Source organism: Spirulina major PCC 6313 (genome assembly GCF_001890765.1).
Classification (GTDB): Bacteria; Cyanobacteriota; Cyanobacteriia; order Cyanobacteriales; family Spirulinaceae; genus Spirulina; species Spirulina major.
Map to the genome: position 1 here is coordinate 1,365,690 of NZ_KV878783.1, position 20,836 is coordinate 1,386,525.

The following is a 20,836-nucleotide window of genomic DNA, read 5'->3' on the forward strand; positions in this document are numbered from 1 at the left end:
GAGGGTGTGAGAGGTTATTCCGTAGCCCACGTGTCCTTACTTGATTCTCACTATAGGCAGCGGATGTCACAGGGTCGTCACAGGAATATGAAGAAGGTGTGTCCTGCCCAGACAGTTTTGAAATTGGCGATTTTGGAGGGGAACTAGAGGGGCGGAAATTGACCCTCCCAGGTGTCAAACCAGTCTCGCCAAGCAGCTTCGAGTTGGTCTTGGGTTTGGTCGGGGTCATCACCCAGGGGGATATACATCAATGTCCAGAGACAGCGATCGTCTCGCCAGCGATCGCGCCCCAACAACCACGGAATCACCCGACCCATCACCGTATCATAAAGCTCCTGATTGCGTTGGAACTGATCCGGCGACACCGTGCTCAACCCACGCGGGTTAATGCAAGTGCTGATATAGGCATAGTCATCATAGGTGAGTTGAGCAAACGCCCCCGTCTCCGGACTCTGGCGAATGAGGGCGACAATTTCTTCCCCATCCGCCTTACCCTGGAAGCGTTCATGCTCACGGGTAAACAGATCAACCCCGCCCAAGGTTTCCGTCACATAGCGAATCTCCACATCCAACGGTGTGCGCCCCTGCCGATAGCGATAGTGACGACCCGCACGATAGCTAGACCCTTCATATTCAGGCTTTTCCACCGGCTTGATCGACTCACTATCCGTAAAGTTCCAGCCCTCGATCTCGATGGTTTCCGGAAACTCATAGGCCTGCAAATTCCCCACCCTCGGATCAGTGAACACCCGCACCGCCACCCCCACAACGATCAGAACATTCAACGCCAAAATCGGCAGCCAAAGGCGCGTTGGTGCTGACGCTGGGAGACTCGGTGACACAGCCGCCTCCGAGTCAGGAATGGGTGCTGATTCATCAGCCTCGGATGGTTCAGCAACGGGTTCAGGAACGGATGCTGATTCATCAGCAACGGGTTCAGGAACGGGTGGGGCTTCCTCCGAGGATGCTGATTCTAGGGGAGGTGTTGACTCGCCAGGGATTGGATCAGCCAAGGATTCTGATGTAGCCGGTGGCGTGGACTCAGCACCGTTGGCGGAATCAGTGGAGGATGGGGGTTCAGGATCGGGGGTAGGGGGATGGGGTTGAGATTCGGGGTTGGATTGAGATGATTTGAAAGAATTAGGTTCCATGCTCGGAAGATTGAGGAGAATCAGAGGGTTCGGGTTGGATGAAACGGTAGCAAATGCCCCCTAGCAGGATCACCCCGATGGCTCCAAAAATTTGTGAACCGTCACCCACGTGCCAATAGTCAAAGGTTTCTGTGTTGAAATTGTTAATTAAAAATGCCATCAGGGCGACGCGCACCCCGTTGATGATAAAACCGAGGGCGATCGCAATCAAGGGCGATAACCATTTCCCGGCTCGACTCGTCTTGAAAATGATTAAGAAAAGGAACGACAGTCGCAACAGAAAATCAATGATGCCCGCCCCGGAACACCCTTCATGAACGCGCACAATGGAGCGGGATAAGTTGATATAGACATCATCAGTCAGTAAGGGATTCATGCCCACCAGACTGAGGCCAAAGGTGGAGGCTTTCGCCGTGGCCATGGTGAGATTTTGTCCCGTTACACTTTGAAGAATCGCCTCTAGCCCTCCTGCGAGAAACCGCTCGCCCGGTAGGGCCAGAATGGCGAAGGCTAGCAGTTCTTTGCGGTACTGGCCAAGATGTTCCCAGCCGGAGGCAATGAGCGCCAAGCTGAAGGCAAAGATCAGGGGTAGTGCCTGGACGAAAACCCCGCCGCTAGAAATCTGTAACGTTTTAAAGAGAGCGAGTCCGAGAATTGTGGTTCCGAGTAGACTAGAGAAGAGGGTGCTGCGGAATGTCAAGGATTCTTTTTTATCCCAGACCATGGAGGCGATCGCCCCCCAAAAAATAAAACTAATACTCAGGCTTTTCATGTCTCCCGTCTGATCCGTCAGCGCGAGATGAAACAGCATCAAACTCGCCGCTAATCCTAACAGCCAATAGCGAGTCTCTTGGGCAACTTTGAGAGTATTTAACATAGAGTGATGGTGATGAGGGACGAAGTCAGCGGCGATCGGATCTAACGGTTTGGCCCAACTCTCTTGGAGTGGGGGCGATCCAGATTGATCCAGAGGGTGGCAACTCAGGAACCATAACCTGCGTCCATTGCTTTAGATCCAACGGTTGAGCCTGATCACTAAAGCCGCCATTTTCCAACTATAACCGGAACTGAAAAACTCTATTTTTCTCCGATCAGGGTCAAATTCTTCAAAATCCTTCGGGAATCATTGAATCCAGTGATGTAGATTAATCCAGCCCTTGACGGAGGTCACCCGTTTTGTCTCTAAAGTCCCCTATCCTAGGGGATGAGGGGTCATTCCCCCCGGCTTGACCCGAAGCGATCGTTTTCCTCCCCTTCGATTGATAGAAATTGCCATGTCACAAACTTCCTTTAGCACGCCCCCAGATGACCCTACGCTTGATGCGCCCCTAGGGTCATCAGATCGTGACACGTTCTCCTCTTCTGCGGTTGATGATGTCAGCAATGATGTGGACTACACCGAAAGTGATGACACCCCAGAGGTGAAGCGCACGGGTCGCACCACAACGGATCTCGTTCGACTCTACCTCACCGAAATTGGCCGGGTTCCCCTCCTCAAGCGCGATGAGGAGGTGTCCGAAGCCCAAATCATTCAGCGTTATGTGCAATTGATGGAATTGCGCAGCCAAGCGGCAGAACAGGGCGAAATTCCCGATCCTTTGCTGCTCTGTAAACTCCTGCTACGCTGCTCTGATGCCGACGACCTTTGGCATTCCTACTTGGTGTACCGCCATCACCTGCAAGTGATGTATCGGTTTGTGCTGTTGATTCAAGCCCACGATCGCCTCGCGGCCCAATTGGGCCATCGCCCCTCCTGGGAACGCTGGGCCCGCACGCTAGAGATGGAAACGGATCAACTCAAACAAGCCCTCTCCCATGGCAAAGCCCATTGGGCAATGATTTCAGAGTTGACCGTGGCAGAACTCGATGAGGCGCAAAAGTCCGGGATTCAAGCCAAGGAACATATGATCAAGGCGAATTTACGCCTGGTGGTATCGGTGGCGAAGAAGTACCAAAACCGGGGCTTAGAGTTATTGGACTTGATCCAAGAGGGAACCCTGGGCCTAGAACGGGCGGTGGAGAAGTTTGACCCGACGAAGGGCTATCGCTTCAGTACCTATGCTTACTGGTGGATTCGCCAGGGGATTACGCGGGCGATCGCCACCCAAAGCCGCACGATCCGCCTCCCGGTTCACATCACCGAAAAACTCAACAAAATTAAAAAAGCCCAACGCAAAATTTCCCAAGAAAAGGGCCGCACCGCCCGCACCGAAGACATCGCCAAAGAGCTAGATATGACCGCTGAACAGGTGCGGGAAGTCCTCCTGCGTGTGCCGCGATCGGTGTCTTTGGAAATCAAGGTCGGGAAAGAGAAGGACACCGAATTGGGTGATCTCCTGGAAACCGAAGAAGCCTCCCCCGAAGATAATTTAATGCGGGAAGCTTTGTTGCGGGAGTTGCAACAACTGTTAGCTGACCTCACCACCCGCGAGCGGGAAGTGATCCAACTGCGCTATGGCTTAAAAACGGGTAATCCCTATTCCCTCGCGGAAATTGGCCGCGCCCTCGAACTGTCACGGGAACGAGTGCGCCAAATCGAAGCCAAGGCGTTGCAAAAACTCCGCCAACCGAAACGCCGGAACCGCGTGCGGGATTATTTGGAAAATTTGACGTGATAATACCGTAACGGCAAAGCGTGCTCATTGTGACGTTTAACACCCTGGAAACAACCCCGTTTCCAGGGTGTTTTTTGATCGGTTGCGGTGGTTGTGCTCAGTTGTGCTCAGTTGTGCTCAATCTGAGTACAGGACAAAAGTTGAAATGTACGGCGGCATCTTGATTTTGATGGGGTGGGAGCATCCTGCTCCCTATTTTGTCTGATCCCAGCGGGCAAGATGCCCACACTACAACAGACTATGGATTTTTAGGGAGCGTGTTGAGTTTTGCTATTGTTCCACCCAACTACGAAATCATCAGGGTTTCAGCCAAAGCCTGATTTTTTGTCCTGTACTCAGGTGCTCACTATGGCAGTCTTCAATAATTGATACAGTTTTTGACTCCCCTCTCCCGGTGGGCGAGGGGCTGGGGGTGAGGGCTTGATTCGCACTGGCTCTCACTCTTCCTTCAAAGCCTTGCTACACTAAGGAGCTATGCAATTCATTCACCCTCGTCTATTCAGTCTGTATGGCTACGCAATTTATTAATCCCTTCATCAATATTCTGCAAGCGGGTCTGCCCACACGCGAGGCATTCGGCCAAGCTGCCTATACGACCTTTCAATACGGAAAAAGTGCGATCAGTTTGGCTCATAAGACCGTGGGCGATCGCATTGTGGATTGGTTCCTCGGCGATCAACGCCCCGCCACCCAGCGGCTATCGCCAGAATTGCTCCAAACCCTCCAAAAACGTCAGCAGGATTTGCTAGAGGAAGATTGGCAGGATGCCCAGGCGGGGCTTTATCCGGAAACGCTGCTGTTTGAAACAGCGTGGGATGATGTGGTGCGCTACTATCCCCAGGTGTGGATCGATTGGCTGACGGTGGTAGAACGGCGGCGCAACCAGGAAAAACACACCTTTGCGCCGGAGGTTGATCGCGATCGCTACCCGGCCTACTATCTCCAAAACTTCCATTATCAAACCGATGGCTACCTCAGCGAGCAGTCGGCGAATCTCTACGATTTGCAAGTGGAAATTCTGTTTAATGGGGCAGCGAACCCGATGCGGCGACGGGTGCTCAAGCCGTTAAAACAAGGCATCGCGACACAGTTCGAGGCGATCGCCCCGGCGGATCTCAAGATTCTCGATGTGGCCTGCGGCACGGGCTACACCCTCCAAGCCCTCCGCGCCACCTTCCCCCAAGCCGCTCTCTACGGTGTGGATCTGTCTCCTGCCTATCTCCGCAAAGCTAACCAAATCCTCAGTGCGCAACCCGGTGAACTGCCCCAACTGATCCAAGCCCCCGCCGAAGCCCTGCCCTACCAGGACAACTATGTTCACGGTCTTACCTCGGTTTTCCTGTTCCATGAACTGCCCGGCGCGGTACGCCAAGCAGCGATCGCTGAAATGTTCCGCGTCCTCAAACCTGGCGGCACAGTGGTTCTCTGTGATTCGGTTCAAATGATGGATATTGAAGGGTTTGGGCCGATGTTAGAGAATTTCCCCGCCCTCTTCCATGAACCCTACTATCGTCACTATTGCCAAGATGATCTCGTCGCCCACTTAGAGCAGGTCGGATTTACCAACGTGACCACCACTACCCACCACGTCAGCAAGTATTGGCTGGCCCACAAACCGAGTTAACCCGGTGCAACCCTGCACCGAAGGTTTCGGAATCTTGCTACATTAACGGGGGGCACTGGCCCGTTTTTTTTCGTTGGTAATGTGGTTTGGCATGGCTTCCCTTCCCTGTATTGATATTATTTTGGGCACGCGCCCCGAAGCGATTAAACTCGCTCCGGTGATTCAACAGTTTCGCCAAGCAACATCCCTCAAAACGCGGGTGATCTTAACCGGGCAACACCGAGAAATGGTGGATCAAGTGATGGCGCTGTTTGAAATCCAAGCCGATCATGATCTGGAGATCATGCAGCCCCGGCAAACCTTGACGGATATCACCCAACGCACCTTACAGGGATTATCGGCGTGGTTTGAGCGCGATCGCCCCGCCTGCGTCTTAGTCCAAGGGGATACCACCACCGCCTTCGCCGCCGCCCTCGCCGCCTTTTATCAACAAATTCCCGTCGGCCATGTGGAAGCCGGATTGCGCACCGATAACCTCTTTAACCCCTATCCCGAAGAAGCCAATCGCCGCCTCATCTCCCAACTCGCTCAACTCCACTTTGCCCCCACGTCGATGGCCGTGGCTAACCTCGCCAAATCCGACGTGACCGGCGCAGTCCACCCAACGGGCAACACCGTGATCGACGCGCTGCTACGGGTGGCGGCGACCCATCCCCCCTGCCCCGTGCCGGGCCTGGATTGGGAGCAGTATCGTGTCATTTTGACGACGGTGCATCGTCGCGAAAATTGGGGCGAACCCCTGCGGGATATTCTGGCGGGCTTAACCCAGGTACTCACGGATTGCCCCGATGCGGCGTTGCTCTTGCCGATGCACCGCAACCCGACGGTACGAGAACCGATTCAACAGGCCTTGGGAGATCATCCCCGTGTCTTTTTAACGGAACCCTTGGACTATGGGCAATTGGTGGGGGCAATTCAACGCTGTACGCTGTTGCTGACGGATTCGGGGGGGCTGCAAGAGGAAGCGCCCAGTTTGGGTAAGCCGGTGCTGGTGCTGCGGGAGACAACGGAACGCCCGGAAGCAGTGCAGGCGGGAACGGCGAAATTAATCGGCACAGCTCCGGAGGCGATCGCTTCCCACGCCCAAACATTACTCAGCGATCGCGCCGCCTATGAGGCGATGGCCACGGCGATTAATCCCTTTGGGGATGGCCAAGCGTCGGCGCGAATTTTAGCGATCGTCCAGGATTTTTTGGCATCCGGTGCAACCATAGACCCATCAAACGAAAGATGATCTTGAGAGCAAGGCAGGGGATACGCACGATAATTTTGATCAGGGAACGGAAAGATCCGCCATGACGGTTGCGCTGTCGATTCAGAACCTCCAGTTTGACTATGCCCAGGGTCTGCCGTTGTTTCGCGATCTCTCGTTAACCCTGAAGGCGGGGGAAAAGGTGGGACTGGTGGGGCCGAATGGGGCGGGGAAAACCTCGCTATTTTTATTGATTTCGGGGGTGCTTGCGCCGCGTCGAGGGACGATTGAGGTGTTTGGGCAGTCGGTGCGGCGGGGGCGGTTTCAGCCGGCGGTGGGGTTGGTGTTTCAAAATCCGGATGATCAATTGTTTTGTCCGACGGTGCGGGAGGATGTGGCCTTTGGGGCAGATAATTTGGGGTTATCAGATGCTGAGGTGCGCGATCGCGTCGATCGGGCGTTACAGATGACGGGGACTGAGCATTTAGCCGATCGCGCCCCCCACCAGCTTTCCGGGGGTGAAAAATGTATGGCGGCGATCGCTTCCGTCCTCGTCATGCATCCCCGCTTAATGCTCTACGACGAACCCACCGCCCATCTAGATTTGGCCGCCCGTCGTCAACTGATTGAGTTTTTTCACCACGCCTCCCAAACCCTGCTGATTTCCTCCCACGATTTAGAAATGATCGTGGAAGTGTGCGATCGCACCCTCCTTCTCAACCATCAGCGCATCCTAGCCGATGGCCCCACCAAAACCATCCTCGCCAACGCCGAACTCCTCACCGCCAATCGCCTCGAAGTGCCCCACTCTCTCCGCTAAGGCCTGGCTTGAAGTTGGGTAATCCCTCGTGAAGACCAGCCTAAGAGGACGGCGATCGCGGCAGCGTCACCGTAAAACAACTGCCCGCCCCTAATTCCGACTCAAAAATAATCGTCCCGCCCAACAGTTCCACACATTTACGGGCGATCGCTAACCCCAACCCCGTCCCCGGCACTGTGCCCACATTCCCCGCCCGGTGAAAACATTCAAACAAACGCGGCCGATCCGCCGGAGGGATACCAATACCGCGATCGCTCACCTGAAAAATAGCCAACTGGGACGTAATCTCCAACCTCAACTGCACCGACTGATCCAGCGCCGAATATTTCAGCGCATTAGATAGCAAATGAGTCAACACCTGCTGCAACAGGATCGGGTCAAGCTCCACATCCACATCCTCCCCCGTCAACTGGAAATGAATCCGCACCCCATCTTCGGGATTCACCACCGCCAACTCATCCATGCTCTGGCGACAGACCCGCACCACATTCGTCGGCTGATGCTGCACCTCCATTTCTCCCGCCTCTGCCTGGCTCACCCACAGCACTTCATTGATCAACTTATTCATGTGCTGAGTCGCCCGGCAAATTTGCTGAAAACAGTTGTGACGCTGCCTGGTATTCAAGCGGGAATATTGATGGGCTAGGGATTCCGCCGCTAGGGAAATCACCGTTAAGGGGGTGCGATATTCATGGGAAATCGTACGGATCATGCGAGACTTTAACTCGCTCAATTCTTTTTCCTTCAGTAGGGCTTTGTCTTGTTCTTCTTGGTGGGTGGAGGATTCCGCCTGCAACAAAACGCGCAATTGCTGCACCGAGATCGCCGCCTGTTGTGCCACATACAACGCCGATTGTTGATGGGCATCCGTGAACGGGGTCGAGTCCACCGATGCGATTAACAACAGGCCGAACACTGGCGCAGCGGGGGAACTGTGATCCAAAATGGGAACAACAAACTGCGATCGCAACGTTTTAATCAGGCCCGATGTCGTCGGATCAGCCGGATAATGAACCTGGTGTAACCGCAACGCATGATCCTGTAAATCCGACTGTTGCTGTTGACTGAGATGCTGCAACAGAGTTTGAATCAGATCCGCTTGGGTTTGGCTCATCAGCGGCTGTTTACTGCGGAAAAACAACTCACAGGTTTTAGGGTGCATCAACACCCCCGCTGTCACATCACAGGGAACCAGCAGTTGCAAATGTTCGAGCAGCGATTGAAACAGTTGCTCGTAGTCTAAAATTGATCCAATTTGCTCGGCCAGATGGTGAAATAATTCCCATTGCATCGTGCGCTGTTGTACTTGGGCCTCAATCCGCTCCTCGATCTGGGCTTGCAGCGATCGCAATTCCTGCTGCGCGATCGCTAACTGAGCTTCGGCTTGATGGCGCAGTTGACGTTCATGGTTCAACTCCTGCTGTAACGGCATCAGATCGAGAGGTTGTGCTGTCGCTTTTGCTAACTGGTCGGATTTGTCCTTGCCTATCTCTGTCAAAACATTGCTCGGAATGACATCATGCGATCGCGAAGATCTAAAAAATCAGATCTTCAGGATAGATTGGGAAACAATTGCAATTCAATAGGGTGATTTTTATCAACTTCAATAACCGAATCCTTAGCATTGTAAACTCTTTTAGAAAACTATTAAATTTTCTTAACGTCTTGCACAGACTTAAACGCATCTCCGCAACGGGTATGGTTTGATCAGGGGTGCGACTCATTCACCCATGCTCTATGCCGGTTCAATTACGCCCCACCACCCCAGATGATCTTGATTTTGTCATCATGGCGGAAAACCATCCTGATAACAACCGCTATATTCAGCAATGGCCACGCGAACAACACGCAGCGGCGTTAAATGACCCCAATATTGCCCATTCCATCATCATTCACCCCGACCATGCCAAGCCCATCGGCTATACGATTCTTATTGGTTTAACCAGTCCTCACCGCTGCATCACCCTCCAGCGTTTTGTCGTCATGGTCAAGGGCCGAGGCTATGGCCGGCAAACCTTAGAACGAATTCTCCATCAGGTGTTTAACAAGCACCAAGCCCACCGATTTCAACTCGACGTGAAAGACTCCAACACCCGCGCCCAATCTCTTTATCAATCCTTGGGGTTTGTGGTCGAAGGCACATTACGCGACTGCATTTATACACAATGGGGTTTTGAATCGTTCCTAATAATGTCCATTCTCGAACCCGAATATCGCGATCGCATCACCCTTAACTAAAATGCCGCTTAAATCTCGGATCAAGATGATGTTTTTTGCGCTGGTTACAAGTGCGGCACAGGGTTTGTAAATTACTGAGATCATTCGTGCCCCCTTTCGCCAAGGGAATAATATGATCCACCTGTAACTCCGCCTGACTGCCACAACTTTTACAAGTGTTGCGATCGCGCTCAAACACAAACTTCCGCACCTCCGGCGGCATCGGAATCCGTGGTGTTTTTTCCTGCATCACTTCCCCATTCCCCACTAAAAAATCTCACAAAGAACGCCGAATCTCATCTAAAGAATCATCTGTAGACTCATTCTTTTCTGTGTTTTCAATAACTTCATCAGGGCAAAACTCAAAAACCGAACGAATCCTAACTTTTCCTTTGATCCACTCTCCAGTTTTGATCTCTAGAATTTCACCATTAAATCCACCTGCACTAAGTACCCGACTATGGTGTAGCTTTCCTAACCTAGCTGAAGCCAACTGCTCATTTATTTTTTCATAGCTCTGCTGTAAAACAATATCAATATGTGGTCGTAAATCTACAGCTTTGAACGTTGACCCACCAATATTAATAATTGCGTTGTCGCTAGATAATTCTTGAAAATCTGAGTTCATGATAAATACTTAGAGAATTTCAAGTCGGATTATTGTGATAAAAGTCCAGCACGATCACTTAAGATTGTACTGGGCTTTGGCGATTAACGTAGATCATCAAGAGGGGACTGAGAACCACCAGATTCATCTGGACAGAACTCAATCAAAACTTTCACTCTGACTTTTCCGGATTTCCACTTTCCTTCACTAATACTCAATACTTCACAATCAACCCCTTCCGTAACCCATTTCTTGGGCTTACCATAAGACTCATCATCCCAAGACTGCTCATGTATGTTAATCACTTTACAAGATAATATCTTAGTGATTTCTGCCATCTTGAACATTGGATACGATGCAAGATAACTATGCATTGATTTGTCTTGAACAGAAATGACATCACCTGCATTTGTTAATGCTTCAAACTTTTGATTCATTACGATCAGACTCCTATAGACTAGCAGCGAGTATACTAACAAAATACAAGAAAGTCAATATTTAGGCGTATCGTCAGATCAAAGATTTTCTATGTCTGAGGTATATGAGTAGATAAGGTGAATAATGTTAGCGATCTTGATTTTTAAAAATCAAGATCTGTCTTGGTCATCTAGGCAATATTCAAACGTTATCTTGACCTGCACTCGTCGAATCTTCCACTTGCCGTCAATGAATGTATTTAAAAGTCCAAATTGAAAACTTTCTGTTTTCCATTGATGAGACGAAGATAAGGCATTATGCCAATGCAATGTCATTAAAATAACGGCATTATGGCATATTTTTTGAATGGTGGTGATTAACGTCAGATTCGGATGATGATTGAGAGGGACTTGACCTATTTCCTGGAAAGAATTCGTATCGCTTCCATCTCCGGTTAGTGCTTCACAGGATTGACTCATCACAATTAGCCCCAAAAGTGCAGGTATTGCAAATATATCAAAAGACTATGAAGAAATCAATCACAAAAATAATGATTTTTTAACAAAGAGTTGAGCCATAATTTGATGCACCCAGGTTGTGCGTGTAATCACTGAATTCAATGTATTGAGCAAAACTTAATATAGCAAGGTGAGCATTGCCCACCCCGCTAATTAGGGTTAACATTCGTTAACCCTCCGGTTAAGTGTTAAACATTAAACAGAGTCGGGAATTGATTCAAACTCCGCATCAATAGGAGCAGTTTCATCAGGTTTTGCTGGGGGTTCAATGGCATCGAAGGTTAACGAAATCAGGGGCAATTGCTTGCTAAAGAGATTGAACGATTGAAGACAAGCATTAATGCCTTTGATGGCTTCGTTATAGGTATTGATTTTCGCCAAGGTTATCGAAAGTTGCTCTTTGTTTTTGGCGATTTTTAATTCTGCCTCTTGTTCTAGGGTTTGTTCGAGATAGGCGCGGGCTTGGTCATATTGTTGGAGGATGTCGAGTTTGAATTGAGCCGTGAGGGGGAGAACTTGAGTTTTGATGGTTTGGTTGATCGCTTGGCGGAAATTGCTGCGAATCGTGGCGGCGACTTTGGGTTCAAAATCCAGCTTCAGAAGTTGACGGATCGCGGGTTCTGCATCGACGATACTTTCTGCACCGTAGGTTTGGGAGGTTTGCTGGAGGGTTTGGCGGAATTGGTAGATCGAAAATGTACCTTCATCGTAAAAACGGGGACTTTCGCGGACGTAGCGATCGCACTCCCGCCGCGCCTCATTTTCCACCAACTCTAACAGGGTTTTCGTCAACGCCTTAAACCGTCCTTCTAAGCCGCTATCTTGACCCAATAACCGATACAAGTTGCGGTAACAGTCCGTTTTTTTCACCGACTCAAACAACCGCTCACAGAAGTTTTCCACCACAGTTTGGGCATGTTCAATTAACACATCTTCTAGCTCATTGGCGAGGTAGTATAGAGCCTCCACCAGAACGGCGAGAAATGGGGCTGTGGCATTGCGAGGATGGGTTCCCGTTGCTGTTTTATAGGCATCACGCACGGAAAACACATGCAATAATTCATCGAGCCGCGCCACCATGCGCGTTTTTAAGCGGGTGAAGTCGCGCTCAAACTCTGGATCTTCTTGGGCGATGATGCTGTTGATTTCTGTGGTGAGGTAGTCCTCAAATTCGCTACCAATGCGTTGGAGTTCCTGATTTAAAACATCCAACTCTTGAGCCTTCATCGCATCAATTTCGCGGGGCTGACTTTCTAGATTATCCCGTTGAAGACTGTAGTGATTTTGCAGCAAGATACAAATGGGCTGTAATTCATCGGCTAAGGCTTCAAAGAGTTGGGGGCGTTTTTCTTCTGTTAAATATCGGGTGATTGCGTTGCGAAAGTCTTCGATGCCACTGTCTTCGATTAACTTATCGAGCAGGGGTTGACCCCAGTCACTGAGAATGCGCACATAGTTTTCATTGGGAGTCTCAAAACTATTGACAGAAACGCGAAATTCACTGCGGGCGAGTTTTCCAGAACTGGCGCAATATTGGTTAAACCCATTGATAAATTGGGGGGTTTCTTCTTCGCCGCCGATACCTTTGACACTTTCGGCAAAGATAGAATCGAGACCGAAGCGATCGCGCCCACTGGTTTGCTTCACTTGGCTGCCATAAAAGCCCAACATACCACTGGTTTTATAGATGCGTTGGCTGTCGCGAAATTGAGTTTGAATCAGGCTATCAAGGCGTTGGCGCAGTTGGGGATTGTACCAGGTTTCATCGATGCGATTGAAGGCGTAGAAAATGCGATCGCGGATGCTGGGGTTTTGGCGCATTTTTTCGAGCAATTCCGTTTCTTCGCTACTCATGTCCCCGGCGGAGGCGGGTTTTAACACCGTGACTACGGCGGAGGTATCGGGGTGTTCGATTTTGCGATAGGTGAGTTCGGCATCTTTTTTCACCGGGGCATCAATGCCGGGCAAATCCACTAAAACATTGCCATCTTCAAGGAGAGGATGGTGACAGTAATATTGCAACCGTTTGAGAACGGCGCTATTGCTGCCGCGTCGGGCATAGCCAGCGGCTTCGGCGAGGTTGGTGAAGTTGAATTGCTCCATGGAATAGGTGGCGTTTTGGAGCGCTTGGATGCGATCGCAGTTTTGGGCGTAACCTTCGAGGAGGAGGAGTAGCCCTTTGGCTTGTTTGGCGCGATCGGATTTGCTTTCGCCTTTTTCGTCGGCGATGATCCGCTGACAATTAGTGATCACAATCTCGCGGGCATCGGCATTGTTGATGTTAATGTTGGCAGAAATCCCCAGGCGATCGCACAACATTTTCACCTGGTCGCGAATTTCGGCTTCGCTTAAAAACGTGAGCACAACACGCTCGGCATCGGGTTCGGCATATTCGATGTAGCATTCTGTGCCCGTAGCGTGGCCTTCGGCGCTGTAGAGCAATTCCCGCTCCAAGAGGGCATTGATCAACATCGATTTCCCGGCACTAAATGCGCCCGCAAAGACGATTTCAAATTGCGGCGCGATCGCTTTGTGCAGAGCGGTTTCAACGGCGGTGGTGTCCTGTTGCGATCGCAATTCGGGCTGTTGATGCAACAGAGTCAGCACGGTGCTAACTTGGTCGTTGAGATGGCTACAGGTGGGACTGTCCTGAATGGTCATACTTGTGATGGGGTTGGATGTTAACGTTCATCCTATGCCTACAGGCGCGATTGAAGTTCCTACCTACGCCTGCGGTGTGGATATCTTTACTCTAGGCGGTACGGGAATCTTGCGTCTAGTTTGCGAAACGATTCTACGGCTGATCCATAACGCTGCAATGACTAAATCTCAGGGCAGCGAGGGAGGCGATCGCACTCCACAGGATGACAATCCCCAACAGATACGAAATCCGGTCAAGCTAAACCCAAAATTGGTGGAAATGAGTTCGCCGCACCCCGATCCGCTAAGAACTTCAGTTCTTGGCTCATAGCGAAAGTGGGCTTCGGCCCACTTTGGAACCCATTTTAATCGGTTTTCGCTCTGAGGCGGGGATTAAAATCCCCGACTAGGGGGAACTTGGGTTATGGATCAGCAGTGGCCCAAGCCGGGTGAGGGATTGAGGGTGAGGGCGACTAGATCCCGCATTTATCGAGCCGGGACATCAAGGTCGCAAAGGCGCGGCTTCCCCCTTCCCAACCACTGACAAACCAAATCAACCCATCACCGAGGACGGGCAGGTGACCGGTGGGGGCATTGAGGCTGAAATCCAGTTCTTGATAGGTGAGCCAGCGATCGCCCTCGGCATCGTACCAGCCGAGTTTTTGGCTGAGGGTGGGCCAGACTTGGGTGATCGCCAGTCGGTTGCTGTTCAGTTCAAAGGTCATATTTTTCTGCAAACTAAAGCCAAATTGCCCCTGACTCGCCGAGAGCCACAGCCGATTAATTGCCCGCAGTTCCCGCGCTGGAAAATGATCAAGATCGGTTTCGGTGAGAAAGCCTTGTTTTTGACGATGGGCGATCGTAATCATCAGCTTCGCCGTCATCCAGTCCGCCTGTTGCCATTGCCGCTGTTTGAGGAGGTGCTTTAGTTCGCTGTAGTCAATGGTGGGCGGGCGGGGGGCAGGGGGTGGGGGCGGTTCACTCACGGCCTGGGTGGCGAGGGTTTCGGTTTGATGCTGAATCAGATCCGTCACATGGTTTAACTGTTGCTGAAGCTGGTCGAGTTTTTCCCCAAGGCCTCGGCTGGCTTCGAGCTTGGCCCACATCCGCTGGGCCCAGAGCAGTCGGGCGTGTTCAGCTTCGCGGTACTCGGCGGGGAGTTGGCCCATCAGGAGCGGCGAGAGTTCATTTAAATCCCAGCCACAGTGGGTACAAAACTGCACTAACCCTTCGGCGTATTCAGTTTGGCAAACAGGACATTGAAGCATCAGAAATTAAACCCATCAATTGAGACAACAGAACGAGATGCCCTGAAGCGTCCTACGCTTCGACCTTTAACAGGACTTCACCTTCCATCAAACGGCGGGCTGCGTCGAGTAAAACTTCTTCGGTGTAGGGTTTCGTGAAGTAGCCTTTGGCTCCCCGTTCGGCGGCGGCGAGTTGGTGTTTTTTCGCGCCCCGTGAGGTGAGCATGGCAATGGGAATCTGCTTCAGGGCTTCGTCTTCAGAGACATGACTCAACAGGGTGAGACCGTCCATTTTTGGCATTTCAATATCGCAAAAGGCGAGATCGGGGTTGAGGCCGCCTTGGAGTTTATCGAGGGCATCTTTGCCATCGCGGGCTTGGTCGACTTCATAGCCGGCTTTTTCAAAGGTCATCGAGAGGAGCGATCGCACCGTAATCGAGTCATCAATGATCAACACACGGGGTTGATGGCGGAGGGGTTGCGCTTGGTGGGAGCGGGACGCAGCCGAGCTGGGCGGGGCTGGCGGCGGGGCTGTGTCGGCGGGGCTAATTTGTGTCGGTGCATCCTCAAACTCAAAATCTTGGATGATCGTCGAGCGATCGTCAAGGGGGAGATCCTGATCGTCCACCGGTTCCGGGGCGGGAGCATGGGCAGTCGGTTCGGCTTGCGCATGGGTGGTTAAACCGGGGGCGCGGACGCTGTCTTTGAGGAGGATTTCACCGCGACGAATGCGATCGGCGGCGGCGAGTAAATCTTGCTCCACGTAGGGCTTGGTGAAGTAGCCACTGGCTCCCCGTTCGGCGGCGACTTTGCGATGGCGTTCGGCTCCCCGTGAGGTGAGCATGGCGACGGGAATGCGTTGCAGGTCTGCATCTTCGTGGATTGTTCCGAGGAGTTCGAGGCCATCCATCCGGGGCATTTCAATATCACAGAAGATCAGGTCGGGGCGTAAACCGCCTTTGAGTTGTTCCCAGGCTTCTTTGCCGTCGCGGGCTTGTTCGACTTCATAGCCGGCTTTTTCAAAGGTCATCGAGAGGAGCGATCGCACCGTCACCGAATCATCAATAATCAACACATGGGCCTGCTGTTCCGGCTGGGCAGCGATCGGAGCCGTGACCACCGGATCAGGGGTGGGGGTCGGGGGAGCCTTGGGTTTAGCCGCCCATTGCGTCCGGATACTGCCCTCTAGGAGCACATCACCCTGAATCATCCGCTCCGCCGCATCCAAGAGCACATCTTCTAAATAGGGCTTGGTGAAGTAGCCACTGGCTCCCCGTTCAGCGGCAACTTTGCGATGGCGTTCCGCCCCCCGTGAGGTGAGCATCGCAATGGGAATCTGTCGTAATTCTTCATCCTGGGATAAGCGTTCGAGGAGGTCTAAGCCGTCAATCCGAGGCATTTCAATATCACAGAAAATAATGTCACAGGGCAGCCCCGATCGCAGCTTATCCCAGGCATCTTGACCATCGCGGGCCTGTTCGACGCGATAGCCGGCTTTCCCAAAGGTCATCGAGAGCAATTCGCGCACCGTGATCGAGTCATCGACGATCAACACCGTCGGCTCCGATCGCACAATGCTGCCCTGCTCTTCCGGGAGATTGTTCATCGTCTGCCAGATGTTGGCGGTTTCCTTGCGGAGCCGACCTTGGGCGAGTTCGATCAGTTCGAGCACATCGGCGATCGCCATAATCGTTCCATCGCCGCGCACCGTCGCCCCAGCGATCCCCGCCGGCTTCGGCACCGGCCCCTGTAACTGCTTGATCACGATCTCCTGCTCTCCGATCACCTGATCCACACCCACCGCAATGTGATGATCCGCCCCCCGTAACAACACCACCGGCAGAATATTATCCTCGCGCTTATTGCCGTAGAAACTCCCCCGCCCAATCCGACGGGTATAGGTCAACAGCGATGACAGATGATAGTACGGCAACAGCATATCCCGGTATTGCACACAGGGCTGACCCTGGGCATTGCGGCGGATCTTGTGGTGCGGCAGATCGATCATGTCCTCCACCCCATCGAGGGGGAACGCGATCGGTGCATTCTCACTCACACAGCAGAGGGCTTTCCCAATACTGAGGGTTAAGGGTAAGCGAATCGTAAAGGTCGTCCCCTTGTTTAGTTTTGAGTCAATCGTCACCGTACCGCGAATCTCATGGATACTCGTGAGCACCACATCGAGACCCACCCCCCGTCCGGCAAAATTATCCGCTTGATCCTTCGTACTAAACCCCGCGTTAAACAGCAATTCAAAGGTGCTCTGTTCATCCATTTGGGCCGCCTGAGTAGCGGTGATCACGCCTTTATCAATGGCTTTTTGACGCACACGGACGGCATCGATTCCCGCACCATCGTCGGAGACGGCGATCACCGTTTGGTTCCCCTGTTGCATCGCACTGACTTTAATGTGACCGGCTTGGGGTTTGCCCGATGCGAGGCGAATTTCCGGCGGTTCAATCCCATGGGTCAGGGCGTTGTTCACCAAGTGCGTCAGGGGATCGGACAGATGCTCTAAGAGCATTTTGTCGATTAAGGTTTCTTGGCCTTCGAGTTCAAGATTGGCTTGTTTGTTGAGTTGGGGTGCGATCCGGCGCACGGCGAGGGGTAAGCGGGATGCCGTGGTGCCAAAGGGGATCATCCGTGATTTATTGAGTCCTTCTTGGAGTTGGGAGGTGACTTGACGGAGGGTGCGCGCCACTTGGTCAATGTCATCAACAAGGAATTGGATGTCAGCGGTGGATTCCCGGACGCGGACGATCATTTCAATGGTTTCTTGGGCGAGTTCGTGGAATTTGGTGAAACTGTCCATTTCCAATTCATCAAACTCGCTCTTGGTTTCGGGTTGAGCTTGGCCGTTGGGGAGGATGGGGCCAAAGTCGCCGCCCCCCTGTTTGCTGCGATATTCGCGACGACTCCGTAAGAGGGCATCTTCGAGGAGCGATCGCTCATACAGGTCTTGCATCCGACCACCCACATCGTTGAGGTTTTGCACCTGGTGCATCAAGTTGTCGAGGAATTGGCGGAGGCGTTCTTCGTCTCCTTCTAGGCTGTTCCGGTTGACCACCAGTTCCCCGACGAGGTTGTTGAGGTTGTCCATCTGTTTGACGGGAACCTTGAGGGTGGCTTCGACGGTGGGTTTGCTGCGTGGCTTGGCGGCGGGGCGTTGAACAGAGCTAATCTCTCCGGCTTTTTGCCGGGTTTCTTGCATGATGTTGATCAAGTCATCCCAATCACCATCATCGGCGGCGAGGGGGTCAGGGTCAGGGGCGATCGCCGGGGTGGGTGCTGCCCCGTTGGCGGGCTGAGGCGGTTGGTGGGGCTGCTGGTCGAGGAGTTGTTCGAGGGCGGTGAAGGAGGTGGCGAGGGTGAGGTGCTTGGCTTCGTCGAGGGGCGATCGCTCCACCCGGGCCATCAGTTCATCGAGTTGGTCGTAGTAGCAAGGGCCCTCGGCGCTCGTGGGGGTGGCGGGAGCGGCGGCAGGTGGGGGCGGCGGCGCGACGGGTTGAGCGGGTTGGGCCGATTCAGCGGCAAAAAGGGCTTCGAGTGCGTCCACATCCGCCACGGCAGCCTCATCGGCGGCACTGTCCGCCGCTGCACTGGACTCTAGCAAGGCTTCTAATTCCTCAAAGTCATCAATATTGAGGGATGCTGGCGCAACGGGAGCCGCGTCATCCAAGAGATCCGCGAGGTCTGCGTCGGTTGTCGTCGGTTCCCCGCTGAGGAAGGCTTCGAGGTCATCGATCTCGTTGCGATCAATGCGATCGCCCCTCCCATCAGCCATCGTCTCAAACAAGGCATCAAATTCCGCATGATCCAGCGTTTCCTCGGCTGGGGTATCGAGGTCGCCAAACAAATCATCAAAGGATGCCGTCACATCGGCGGGCACAGAGGGGGCGGGAGCTTCCACTGCGGCGCTGGGACTGAATGAATCCTGAAGATCGCCCTCTCCCGTGAAGAACGCCCCCAATTCATCCATGTCTGCGGCCGTTAACGAGTCGCCCTCATCCCCGATCAAGCCGTCTAACTCGTTGATCTCACCCGGCTCTAGGCTCATCGCCGTATCCTCTCCACTCAGGAAGGCGGCCAAATCATCATCGATCGCACTATTGTCACTCAAGAACGACGAATCATCAGCGAAGAGATCATCGAGGGATTCGTCCGATGAGGGGGTAGCCGTGGGCGGCCTGCCATTCCCGGCCCTGGCTGCGTCCCCCAACGCCCCAAAGGGATCAATTTCAAAACTGTTGAGGGTTTCCGGCTCATCACTAAACATTGCTTCAGAGGACGAGTCCTCACCAATCGCTAATAAATCCCCAAATTCATCACCACTATCGGGCAGGGGCGAGGGTGATTCCGTCACAAGCAGGGGCGGGATCAGTCCTCCCTCCGCCTGATGGGAGAGCAGCCCATGGGTATCGGCATCTTCTAGATCCGCAAAGAGGTCGTCTAAATCCTGATCCAATTCACTATGGACTTCACCGCTAGCACTGGCTCCCGCATGGCTGGGTTGAGTCGGAATATTAGCGATCGCCGCTACATCCGTCTCCGTCTCAAAGGAAAAATCAGTGCCGAACAAATCCCCCACCGATTCAGCCCCGGTCGTGGGGAGGGAGTCCGATCCGGTGTGCCCAATGGCGAGCAAGTCATCATCCGGAGAAAACAAGTCCGTGGCTTGGATCGTCGCCGCGCCGAGATCCTCATTCGTCAAGGTACTCTCATTGCCAAACAAATCATCGAGTTCCTCGCTCAAATGGGTCTCTTGAGCCGCCGATACCGAAGGCTCCGGACGATTGGAATAGGTATCAAAGGCGCTGAGGAGGTTGTCTAATTCTTCCCCTTCGATGGGGGGAGTGGTGTCAAATTCATTGAGGAGCGCTTCGAGGTCGTCACTGTCGGTACTCGCTGCGGGGTGTTGCGTCGGCTCCCTGAGATCGTCGGTTAAAAAGTCGGCAATATCCGGGTCGTCCTCCATGGCTGGGGCTGTTTGGGCCTCAAACAGGGAAAAATCTGCCTCATCGGGCGATGTGGAGGCGGCCTGGGCCAAGGCTTGGAGGGCGGCGCTGGGGTGAAGGTCGGTTTGACCTTGGACGAGGTGGGGCGCGTTCTGCTGAAGATCGGCGAGGATTTGTTGACTGGTGATGGTGTAGGGATTGTGGGGGATGGCGATCGCGGCTTGGGCTGCCTGGGTGATCTGGCTCCAGCCCGATTTTGGCCAGGCCTGGCCCACGTCTGCCAAGGTTTGGCAATGGCGCTGGATTTGGACTCGATTCGCTGCATCGTCGGGCTGCTTGGCCAGCACCGTCAGGGCATTCAAGGCCGTGATCATCTCGTCGGGCAGGGCCTCGCCGCCCATCCCTTGATCTTGGGTTAGGGCTTCGAGGTGGGGGCCGATGCGATCGCACAGCGGTTGAACGCGATCGAGCATCCCTTGGGCATAGTCTGGGTCAAGGTCTGAGGTGGCTTCGAGGGTTTCTATGCCTGCAAGCAAAATGCTGTAAAGCTGATGGATATCATCCCGTAGGCCTGAGTCTACGGTAGCGGGATGATTTTTGAGGTGCTTGAAATAGTCTTCAAGGCGATGGGCCGTGAAACGGATACATTCCAAATCCAGCATGGCCGCGCCACCCTTGATGGAATGAGCACCCCGATAGATCTCATGAATTTGCTCTGGATCATCAATGGTCTGTTGAAAATCCTGCAAACTTGCATCCATGATCTCTAGATGCTCTTGCGCTTCTAAGATGAAGTACCCCGTAATTTTTTTGCGTTGTTCTGCATCCATCGC

The 20,836-nt window shown here is 52.9% G+C and carries 13 protein-coding genes and 1 pseudogene; 5 read left to right on the plus strand and 9 right to left on the minus strand.

Annotated elements, in window-relative coordinates; all coding sequences use genetic code 11:
- Positions 1-143: 143 nt before the first annotated feature.
- Positions 144-1,151: a cyanoexosortase A system-associated protein gene (locus tag SPI6313_RS22240; protein WP_084668910.1), complete on the minus strand. Its 1,008-nt coding sequence runs from the start codon at positions 1,149-1,151 to the stop codon at positions 144-146.
- Positions 1,141-2,028: a cyanoexosortase A gene (crtA, locus tag SPI6313_RS05850; protein WP_072620157.1), complete on the minus strand. Its 888-nt coding sequence runs from the start codon at positions 2,026-2,028 to the stop codon at positions 1,141-1,143. Before crtA ends, SPI6313_RS22240 begins: the two co-directional genes overlap by 11 nt.
- Positions 2,029-2,425: 397 nt before the next feature.
- Here crtA and sigC point away from each other — a divergent pair, with 397 nt between their 5' ends.
- From sigC to SPI6313_RS05870, 4 genes are all read left to right on the plus strand, one after another.
- Positions 2,426-3,766 carry an RNA polymerase sigma factor SigC gene (gene sigC, locus SPI6313_RS05855; RefSeq protein WP_072620158.1) on the plus strand — a complete coding sequence of 447 codons (1,341 nt, stop codon included), beginning with the start codon at positions 2,426-2,428 and terminating at the stop codon, positions 3,764-3,766.
- Between the two features lie 508 nt (positions 3,767-4,274).
- Positions 4,275-5,390, plus strand: a complete 1,116-nt coding sequence (locus SPI6313_RS05860) for a class I SAM-dependent methyltransferase (protein WP_084668911.1) — start codon at positions 4,275-4,277, stop codon at positions 5,388-5,390.
- Positions 5,391-5,481: 91 nt separating this feature from the next.
- Positions 5,482-6,624, plus strand: a complete 1,143-nt coding sequence (gene wecB / locus SPI6313_RS05865; protein WP_072623017.1) for a non-hydrolyzing UDP-N-acetylglucosamine 2-epimerase — start codon at positions 5,482-5,484, stop codon at positions 6,622-6,624.
- Positions 6,625-6,685: 61 nt separating this feature from the next.
- Complete coding sequence (locus SPI6313_RS05870; protein ID WP_072620159.1) at positions 6,686-7,402, plus strand: energy-coupling factor ABC transporter ATP-binding protein; 717 nt, start codon at positions 6,686-6,688, stop codon at positions 7,400-7,402.
- A gap of 40 nt (positions 7,403-7,442) precedes the next feature.
- Here SPI6313_RS05870 and SPI6313_RS05875 read toward each other — a convergent pair whose 3' ends face one another.
- Positions 7,443-8,834 carry a sensor histidine kinase gene (locus SPI6313_RS05875; RefSeq protein ID WP_072620160.1) on the minus strand — a complete coding sequence of 464 codons (1,392 nt, stop codon included), beginning with the start codon at positions 8,832-8,834 and terminating at the stop codon, positions 7,443-7,445.
- Between the two features lie 305 nt (positions 8,835-9,139).
- On the opposite strand from SPI6313_RS05875, the gene SPI6313_RS05880 reads away from it, so the two are divergent.
- A complete protein-coding gene (locus SPI6313_RS05880) occupies positions 9,140-9,640 on the plus strand; it encodes a GNAT family N-acetyltransferase (RefSeq protein WP_072620161.1) in 501 nt (166 codons plus the stop codon).
- Here SPI6313_RS05880 and SPI6313_RS05885 read toward each other — a convergent pair.
- The 6 genes and pseudogenes from SPI6313_RS05885 to SPI6313_RS05910 all read right to left on the minus strand — a co-directional run.
- Complete coding sequence (locus SPI6313_RS05885; protein ID WP_072620162.1) at positions 9,633-9,869, minus strand: HNH endonuclease; 237 nt, start codon at positions 9,867-9,869, stop codon at positions 9,633-9,635. The genes SPI6313_RS05880 and SPI6313_RS05885 overlap by 8 nt on opposite strands.
- A gap of 27 nt (positions 9,870-9,896) precedes the next feature.
- A complete protein-coding gene (locus SPI6313_RS05890) occupies positions 9,897-10,247 on the minus strand; it encodes a KGK domain-containing protein (RefSeq protein ID WP_072620163.1) in 351 nt (116 codons plus the stop codon).
- Positions 10,248-10,330: 83 nt separating this feature from the next.
- On the minus strand, positions 10,331-10,663 hold the full coding sequence (locus tag SPI6313_RS05895) for a KGK domain-containing protein (RefSeq protein ID WP_072620164.1): 333 nt from the start codon (positions 10,661-10,663) through the stop codon (positions 10,331-10,333).
- 693 nt (positions 10,664-11,356) lie between these two features.
- Positions 11,357-13,822, minus strand: coding sequence for a dynamin-like GTPase family protein (locus SPI6313_RS05900; protein WP_084668912.1), 2,466 nt, complete (start codon positions 13,820-13,822; stop codon positions 11,357-11,359).
- Between the two features lie 452 nt (positions 13,823-14,274).
- A complete protein-coding gene (locus tag SPI6313_RS05905) occupies positions 14,275-15,069 on the minus strand; it encodes a GUN4 domain-containing protein (protein ID WP_072620165.1) in 795 nt (264 codons plus the stop codon).
- A gap of 52 nt (positions 15,070-15,121) precedes the next feature.
- Positions 15,122-20,791, minus strand: a pseudogene (locus tag SPI6313_RS05910) (hybrid sensor histidine kinase/response regulator); the annotation flags it as partial.
- Positions 20,792-20,836 lie beyond the last annotated feature (45 nt).

Coding starts and splice junctions, on each gene's coding strand:
- SPI6313_RS22240 (WP_084668910.1), bottom strand. CDS start 1,151: ATGGAACCTAATTCTTTCAAATCATCTCAATCCAACCCCGAATCTCAA.
- crtA (WP_072620157.1), bottom strand. CDS start 2,028: ATGTTAAATACTCTCAAAGTTGCCCAAGAGACTCGCTATTGGCTGTTA.
- sigC (WP_072620158.1), top strand. CDS start 2,426: ATGTCACAAACTTCCTTTAGCACGCCCCCAGATGACCCTACGCTTGAT.
- SPI6313_RS05860 (WP_084668911.1), top strand. CDS start 4,275: ATGGCTACGCAATTTATTAATCCCTTCATCAATATTCTGCAAGCGGGT.
- wecB (WP_072623017.1), top strand. CDS start 5,482: ATGGCTTCCCTTCCCTGTATTGATATTATTTTGGGCACGCGCCCCGAA.
- SPI6313_RS05870 (WP_072620159.1), top strand. CDS start 6,686: ATGACGGTTGCGCTGTCGATTCAGAACCTCCAGTTTGACTATGCCCAG.
- SPI6313_RS05875 (WP_072620160.1), bottom strand. CDS start 8,834: ATGCCGTTACAGCAGGAGTTGAACCATGAACGTCAACTGCGCCATCAA.
- SPI6313_RS05880 (WP_072620161.1), top strand. CDS start 9,140: ATGCCGGTTCAATTACGCCCCACCACCCCAGATGATCTTGATTTTGTC.
- SPI6313_RS05885 (WP_072620162.1), bottom strand. CDS start 9,869: ATGCAGGAAAAAACACCACGGATTCCGATGCCGCCGGAGGTGCGGAAG.
- SPI6313_RS05890 (WP_072620163.1), bottom strand. CDS start 10,247: ATGAACTCAGATTTTCAAGAATTATCTAGCGACAACGCAATTATTAAT.
- SPI6313_RS05895 (WP_072620164.1), bottom strand. CDS start 10,663: ATGAATCAAAAGTTTGAAGCATTAACAAATGCAGGTGATGTCATTTCT.
- SPI6313_RS05900 (WP_084668912.1), bottom strand. CDS start 13,822: ATGACCATTCAGGACAGTCCCACCTGTAGCCATCTCAACGACCAAGTT.
- SPI6313_RS05905 (WP_072620165.1), bottom strand. CDS start 15,069: ATGCTTCAATGTCCTGTTTGCCAAACTGAATACGCCGAAGGGTTAGTG.